The organism is Burkholderia ubonensis (genome assembly GCF_001718695.1).
In the GTDB taxonomy this organism is placed as follows: Bacteria; Pseudomonadota; Gammaproteobacteria; order Burkholderiales; family Burkholderiaceae; genus Burkholderia; species Burkholderia ubonensis_B.
This window is the reverse complement of sequence record NZ_CP013422.1, coordinates 2,179,937-2,186,651: the sequence shown is the minus strand read 5'-3', so window position 1 is coordinate 2,186,651 and position 6,715 is coordinate 2,179,937. Positions and strand designations below refer to the sequence as shown.

At 62.3% G+C, this 6,715-nt stretch carries 5 protein-coding genes; 2 read left to right on the top strand and 3 right to left on the bottom strand.

Annotation, left to right across the window (positions count from 1 at the left end; translation table 11 throughout):
- The first annotated feature begins 1,800 nt into the window (after positions 1 to 1,800).
- Entirely contained in the window at positions 1,801 to 2,982 is a 1,182-nt protein-coding gene (locus tag WJ35_RS29265; protein ID WP_069240585.1) for a DNA-binding protein, read from the top strand.
- 140 nt (positions 2,983 to 3,122) lie between these two features.
- On the opposite strand, the gene WJ35_RS29260 is transcribed toward WJ35_RS29265, so the two are convergent.
- The 3 genes from WJ35_RS29260 to WJ35_RS29250 form a co-directional block, all read right to left on the bottom strand.
- Complete coding sequence (locus tag WJ35_RS29260) at positions 3,123 to 4,136, bottom strand: tyrosine-type recombinase/integrase (RefSeq protein WP_069240584.1); 1,014 nt, start codon at positions 4,134 to 4,136, stop codon at positions 3,123 to 3,125.
- Positions 4,137 to 4,236: 100 nt separating this feature from the next.
- Positions 4,237 to 4,614, bottom strand: a complete 378-nt coding sequence (locus WJ35_RS29255; RefSeq protein WP_069240583.1) for a DUF2471 family protein — start codon at positions 4,612 to 4,614, stop codon at positions 4,237 to 4,239.
- Positions 4,615 to 4,741: 127 nt separating this feature from the next.
- A complete protein-coding gene (locus WJ35_RS29250) occupies positions 4,742 to 5,353 on the bottom strand; it encodes a helix-turn-helix domain-containing protein (protein WP_010088939.1) in 612 nt (203 codons plus the stop codon).
- 160 nt (positions 5,354 to 5,513) lie between these two features.
- On the opposite strand from WJ35_RS29250, the gene WJ35_RS29245 reads away from it, so the two are divergent.
- Entirely contained in the window at positions 5,514 to 6,713 is a 1,200-nt protein-coding gene (locus WJ35_RS29245) for a glycine C-acetyltransferase (protein WP_029226079.1), read from the top strand.
- Positions 6,714 to 6,715 lie beyond the last annotated feature (2 nt).

The following is a 6,715-nucleotide window of genomic DNA, read 5'->3' as shown; positions in this document are numbered from 1 at the left end:
GCGTCGGGTCGGAGGAGAAGTTTCACGGAAGGATAGCGCCTGTGGTGATGTGCGTCCAGAACGACATGCTCACCATACGCGGTGATGCGGACGTGTCACGCCGCACTCACCCCAACCGACTCCCGAAAACCCTCACCAGTCCGGATTTACGGCGTTTCGGGCCAATCCAGATGTGTCGCGGGATGCGCTAACTTCACAGATTTTCGCCTGTGCCGGACACGTGCGCAACTTGCTCCCGTATCGGCTCACCTTTCGATTTGTCGTAATTTTACGACTCAGCGGGACCCGTGCCTCACCGGGACGTCAGCGGATGCTTCTGTGGATCCTGTATGCATGTACAGCGACGCAAACCGCACCCGCGAAGTCCGTCCGACGTAACGGCGATACCAGCCGAGGACCGCTCCCACAAGCCTGCCGAGATCGTTTCGCAACCGCGGGCGCGCATTGTACAGCGCCTGGAAACCGGATGTTCCCGAAAACGCTCACCTTATGGACTCCACAGACTGTGCGCGAGGAGCCGGGGCATCCCCGACACATCTAGGCTCAGGTATTCGCTCCTCCCGAAAACGCTCACCTTTTCGACGAATTCGACGTCGGAACTGCCACCAACGTCACTCCCGAAAAACCTCACCGTAACCGTCGCAGTATCAAAAATGTCAATCGCGCCCGGTACTTACGAGATCCTCTGGCTCACAAGTTCGGCGACACACCCTCCCGCAAAACCTCACCTGTAGCACCTATGAATCGGCACGGTGCCCCGATGGCCGCTCCCGAAAAATCTCACCTTTGCCAAAAAGAGGCACAGCAAAAAACCGATTTTCGCCGCCTCCCGTGGGCTTTCCGGCGAATCAAGACCCTCCTGGGTCCCGAAAAAGCTCACCTCTGATGCCTTTTTGTGCAACTGACACTCCTGAAAAGGCTCACCTTTGAAGTGCTCCTCCGGCCTGTGACTCGTCCCCCGAAAAACCTCACCTCAACGGAATCCCGCCCGGAAACCCCGCACTTCGCTCCCGAAAAGACTCACCTTTCCCCGGCCACAGGCGCTCGAGCGCACTTTTTCTGTGCAAAAACACCGTAGACTCCCGAAAAACCTCACAGTAAAAACCTGTGACGTCCCGTGAAACCTCACCTTTTGTCGGAATTGCCTAAAAGATGGGCAAAAACAGGGCGGGAAACGGAACCCGCAAGTTCTCACCCATCGCTGCACAGGCAGACAACTGTGTATGCAGGCGCCATGAGGGTTCTGGGGATGCGAGCTCCCGAAAAGCCTCACCTTGGCCAAATTTGATGTTTTACTGTGGTCCTGAATCCGCTCACGACCTTTCCTGCAACGGCTCACGCAGCTCCCCGAACCCCATCACGTCGACTCCCGGAGAAGGTCACCTTGATTCCCGTAAAGCTTCACCTTGCCGGCCGGAAACCCTTGCTACATAAGGCTGTGCCGTGGCGTTAACGTTTTTAACTAAGGGTTCAAAGGTGTTTACTTCTATTACTCTCAAGACTCAGTTCACCGAGTTTTCCACAGAGACGCTACTCGCCGAACACCGACCGTAGCCCAGATGCGCCAGCATGTGAAACATATCGGTGTTTTTGATGGCCTCCGGTATATCCTGATAAAACAAGGACTTGGCGGTCAATCTTCGCTTTGTTTCACGATATGTACGGTCTCTATCGACGAAAACGACGCACAGCCACGCCTGCCATACAAATTGACGTAAATTCGCCACGACCAACCAAATAAGGTATCAAAGAACACGTATTTCGTTATGATCGCAACATCGAACACCGACGAGCTCCATCATGACGCTGGATGAAATACGTGAAGCTATCCGACGAGAGCTGGAATCGCTGCGCGCAAGCGGTGCACGACGCCAGGAACTCTCGCTACACGCGTGCAAGCGCCTGTTCTTCGATCTTGGTATTCGGCCGTCGGCCGCCAATGTCCGCGATCTCACCCAGACCGGCAGCGCCAGCGACATTCCGAAGGACATCGACCATTTCTGGGAGCGGATTCGCGCCGCGTCGAAAATCAAGCTCGACGGCGCAGCGATTCCCAAAGCAGTCGAAGAGAAAGCCGGGGCTTTGCTCACCGCGCTCTATGACGAGGCGCTGAAGGCAGCGAAGGAGAGTCTCGATGGCGATCGCGAGCAAATCCGCTCGAGCATGGTCGACGCGGAACAACGTTTACGCGACGCCGCCGTTCGCCAGGAAACGCTCGAAGCGGCCATCGCACGCAGCGAAACCCGCAACGATCAGTTGCAGGCGCGCCTGACCGAACTGGAAGTACAGCTGGCGTCGCAGTCGACGCACGGCTCGGCGAACGAAGCCACACTCCTCGCCACCATCGCACGGCTCGAAAAAGAACTGGCCGCGGCCACCGGCCGCGTCGATGCCGAACAGACGCAGAACGCTGCGCTGCGCGACCGCATCGATGCGCTGCAAGCCGAGTTGCAGCAACGAACCGAGCATTACGCGCAGCAGATCAAGGATGCGGTGGCCGAGGCCGAGCGCCGGGTCAAGCCGATGCTGGTCGAGCTGGACTCGTTGCGCAGTATGGCGTCGACGTATCAGGCCGGGCTGCGCGACGTGCAGCGCAAGGAATTCGATTTTCTGCAGCAATTGAGTGCTGCGAAGACTCGCGCGGACCGCCTCGAGGAACAACTGCGCAGCCAGAGCGACGAGCTCGAGCGCGCAACGCGTGACGCGAACACGTTACGCGCGAGCCGCGGGATGAGCCCCGAGATTTCGGCGCTGATGCGGCGTCTGGCTGATGCGGGTCAACTGGACGCCGACGCGTTTTCCGCAATTGGGACGTCGCTGGATCACGAGGTGCCTGTACCGAGCCGGTGCCCGCGTTGCGATGGCGAGCCGGAGTTGTCGCATGGCGACAACGGGTTCGAAGTGTCGTGCCCCGAATGCGACCATGCATCGGGATTCTGGCCATCCCGTTTCGAAGCAGCTACGCGGTTTGCACGCGACTGACACTGCAGAGCAGCACTGCCGTCGCGCAAGGTGAGGTAATTCGGGACCGTCAAGGTGAGATTATTCGGGAGCTGTGCAACGGTGAGGCCCAGTGGATCAAGGCTGCTCACGGATCACACCCGTAAGCAGCCGGCCGCCCTTCAGTGAGTTTCGTCCCGATCCGCCTCATCACCGTTGAGGAGTTCCTCTCGCCAGTTCTTCCACGCACGGTGCAGCCGGTTCGATGAAATGGGCCGCACGAAGCCGAGCCATTTGCCGACACGTTCCGGCGGTACATCGTGCTCGAACAGCTCCGCGGCGTACGTGTTGCGGAGCGTCTGCGGACTCGCGCGCGCAGTGCGCGACGATGCGAGGCCCGCTGATTCCACGATCGCGTCGATCGCACGCAACATCGTCGCCTTGTGCATCGGACGCCCCGCGTGCGATGCCGGAAAGACGAGGTCGCCCGGAATGTCCTGACGCTTGCGTTCCGCGAGCCACGCATCGAACAGCGCGATCGCGAATGACGCCAGATGCGTTTCCCGTGCGAAATCGGGATGTGTCGACGGAATCTGCAGTGATGTGCCGCCCGGACTGATGCAACTAATCGTAAGCACGCGGGCTTCGCCGGTCTTCACGCCGGCGCCGAGAAACGCGGCAACGAGCGCGCGGTCGCGACGCTCTTTCCAGTGTGCGGCGCCGGTTACGCCGATCGGCGAAAACAGGTAGGCAAGCAGCTTCGCGCGCTCGGCCGGCGCGAGAAAGCCGGTCGGCTCGTTGTCACGCGCCTTGCGCCAGGTCGCTTCGCCATCCTGAGCAATGAAGCGTGCCGGGTTGGTCGATCCGAATTCGCTGCGCCGGATATGATCGAGCACACGCTCGATCAGCCGCAAATAGCGCATTCGCTGCGTTTTCTTGATCGGCAGCTCGCCGACGAAGTGTGCGATCGATGCGGTGTCGACCGACGCGAGATTTTTCTGATGTGTGCGCAGCCAGGTCAGAAACGCCCCCCACTGCGCGCGATAGACGTCGGCGGACGACCGGCGGTAGTCCTGCATGGCAAGCCAAGCGTCGAACGCGGCTTCGGGCGATGCGATCCAGTCCGATGCGTGACGGTCGAACAAATCCTTTTCCTCAGGGCGTGCCGGGGTGTCGGGGGATGTTGGGAGAGACATTTGATTCATTCCGTTAGTTGCGTGCATGGTAGCCCTTTGCGCAACATCGCGGGCAGTAGCCTGGGCGAGCGCCGGCAGTCCGCGCTTCTCATGGCGAATATCAGTCGCCCCACGCCTTCGACGGACGGTGGACGCGCTCGCGGGCTGCATGGTTCTGCGCTTTGTCCGCTGCCTCGTACGCTAGCACCGCGAACGAGAACACCGCGGGCAGGGCGTTGGACTTGCCGAAGTCGGTCGGGTCGTCCGTTTCGGGAAACGTCATGTCCGACGGCCGTTCGAACAGTTGACGCATGCCGGCCTCGTGCCGGCTGGCAAACCCGAGATCCGCCAATGCCTCGGCTTCGATCGCGTGCAGCAGGCGCCACGTCAGCGGCACCTCCTGGCGGATGTAGCGCTCGGCAATATGCCGAACGATCTGTTCGAGGTCATGCGCAGCAGCCTTGAAGCTGAGCGCGGCCAAATCTTGTTCTTCGGTCATCGCAGGCTCCTGTCGACCGGAACGGGCGCCTCGGTGCGCCAACCCCGGCCATGCGTGGCGGAATGTTCGTACTGTACAAACATACAGTATTTTGCGCAACTGGCCATTTGGCCGACTCGACGGCCCGTCAGCGATGAATCACGATCAACAACGCTCTCGCTTCGGCCTTGCCGGGATTGCGGATCGCGTGCGGCGCGTCGGCCGGGTAGCGTGCGGTATCGCCGCTCTTCAGGCGGCGGACGGCCGCCGCGGCCTCGATTTCCATCGTGCCCTGCAGCACGGTCAGGTGCTCGCGTGTGCCCGGCTCGTGCGCGTTCGAGACGAGCGCGCCCCCGCCCGGCAGCGTCAGTTCGTACCATTCGAACCGGCCGGCGAGATCGATCGGGCCCCAGACGCGCAGCTGGTAACGGCCGTCGTGGCCGGCGAGCGTCGGGATGTCGTGCGGGCCGTCGACGCGGATCGTCTCCTGCGACTTCGGCTGCGAGAACAGCTCGTCGAGCGTGATGCCGAGCGCGTTCGTCAGCCGCCACGCGACGGCGATCGTCGGGTTCGCCTTGTCGCGCTCGATCTCGGAGAGCATCGACTTCGACACGCCGGCCGCGCGCGACAGGTCGTCGAGCGTGAGCTTGCGTTCGTTGCGCAGGCGCTGGATCTGTTCGCCGACGCGCGGCGGCGTCGCGGCGGCCGGCGACGGTGCGGCGTCGGCGGGTGTGCGCCGCGAACCGGAGGAGCTTGCCATTTGAATTCCGTTCGCTTAGAGTTGTTCGGTATTTCGAATTTTAGTTCGGAATAACGGATAAATGCGGTCAACCGAACGACCGACTATAACAGTAGCAGGCTGCCGGGCCGCCGCCACGAGCGGCGGCCGGCGGGTTGCGATTCATGTCAGGAGCTTTGCGATGCGTGATGCCTTTCTCGCCCAGGTGCGCGGGACGCTCGACCAGATCCGCGCGGATGGTTTCTACAAGACCGAGCGCGAGATCGCGAGCCCGCAGGCGGCAGCCGTGCGCCTCGCCGGCGGCGCCGGCGTGCTGAATTTCTGCGCGAACAACTATCTCGGTCTGGCCAACGATCCGCGCCTGATCGCCGCGGCCAAGGCCGGTCTCGACCAGGACGGGTTCGGGATGGCATCGGTGCGCTTCATCTGCGGCACGCAGACCGTGCACAAGCAGCTGGAAAGCGCGCTCGCCGCATTCCTCGGCACCGACGACAGCATCCTCTATTCGAGCTGCTTCGACGCGAACGGCGGGCTGTTCGAAACGCTGCTCGACGAGAAGGACGCCGTGATCAGCGACGAGCTGAATCACGCGAGCATCATCGACGGCATCCGCCTCTGCAAGGCGCAGCGGTATCGCTACAAGAACAACGATCTCGCGGATCTCGAAGCGAAGCTCAAGGAAGCCGACGCGGCGGGCGTGCGGCACAAGCTGATCGCGACCGATGGCGTGTTCTCGATGGACGGCATCATCGCCGACCTGAAGGGCATCTGCGATCTCGCCGACCGCTACGGCGCACTCGTGATGGTCGACGATTCGCATGCGGTCGGCTTCATCGGCAAGCATGGGCGCGGCACGCCCGAATACTGCGGCGTCGAGGGGCGCATCGACATCATCACCGGCACGCTCGGCAAGGCGCTGGGCGGCGCGTCGGGCGGCTACGTCGCCGCGCGGCGGGAGATCGTCGAGCTGCTGCGCCAGCGTTCGCGCCCTTATCTGTTCTCGAATACGCTCACGCCGAGCATCGCCGCGGCGTCGCTCGAGGTGCTCGAGCTGCTCGGCAGCGACGAAGGCGCGAAACTGCGCGAGCGCGTGCGCGAGAACGGCGCGCGCTTCCGCCAGCAGATGACCGAGGCCGGCTTCACGCTGGTGCCGGGCGCGCATCCGATCATCCCGGTGATGCTCGGCGATGCGCAGCTCGCGACGAACATGGCCGATGCGCTGCTTGCCGAAGGCGTCTACGTGATCGGCTTCTCGTTCCCGGTCGTACCGCGCGGGCGCGCGCGCATTCGCACGCAGATGAGCGCCGCGCATACGCCCGAACAGATCGATCAGGCGGTCGCCGCGTTCGTGCGCGTCGGCAAGTCGCTCGGCATCGTCTGACG

What these genes read in the sequence shown, in the direction of transcription:
- WJ35_RS29265 (WP_069240585.1), top strand. Translation starts at nt 1,801, where the DNA reads ATGACGCTGGATGAAATACGTGAAGCTATCCGACGAGAGCTGGAATCG.
- WJ35_RS29260 (WP_069240584.1), bottom strand. Translation starts at nt 4,136, where the DNA reads ATGTCTCTCCCAACATCCCCCGACACCCCGGCACGCCCTGAGGAAAAG.
- WJ35_RS29255 (WP_069240583.1), bottom strand. Translation starts at nt 4,614, where the DNA reads ATGACCGAAGAACAAGATTTGGCCGCGCTCAGCTTCAAGGCTGCTGCG.
- WJ35_RS29250 (WP_010088939.1), bottom strand. Translation starts at nt 5,353, where the DNA reads ATGGCAAGCTCCTCCGGTTCGCGGCGCACACCCGCCGACGCCGCACCG.
- WJ35_RS29245 (WP_029226079.1), top strand. Translation starts at nt 5,514, where the DNA reads ATGCGTGATGCCTTTCTCGCCCAGGTGCGCGGGACGCTCGACCAGATC.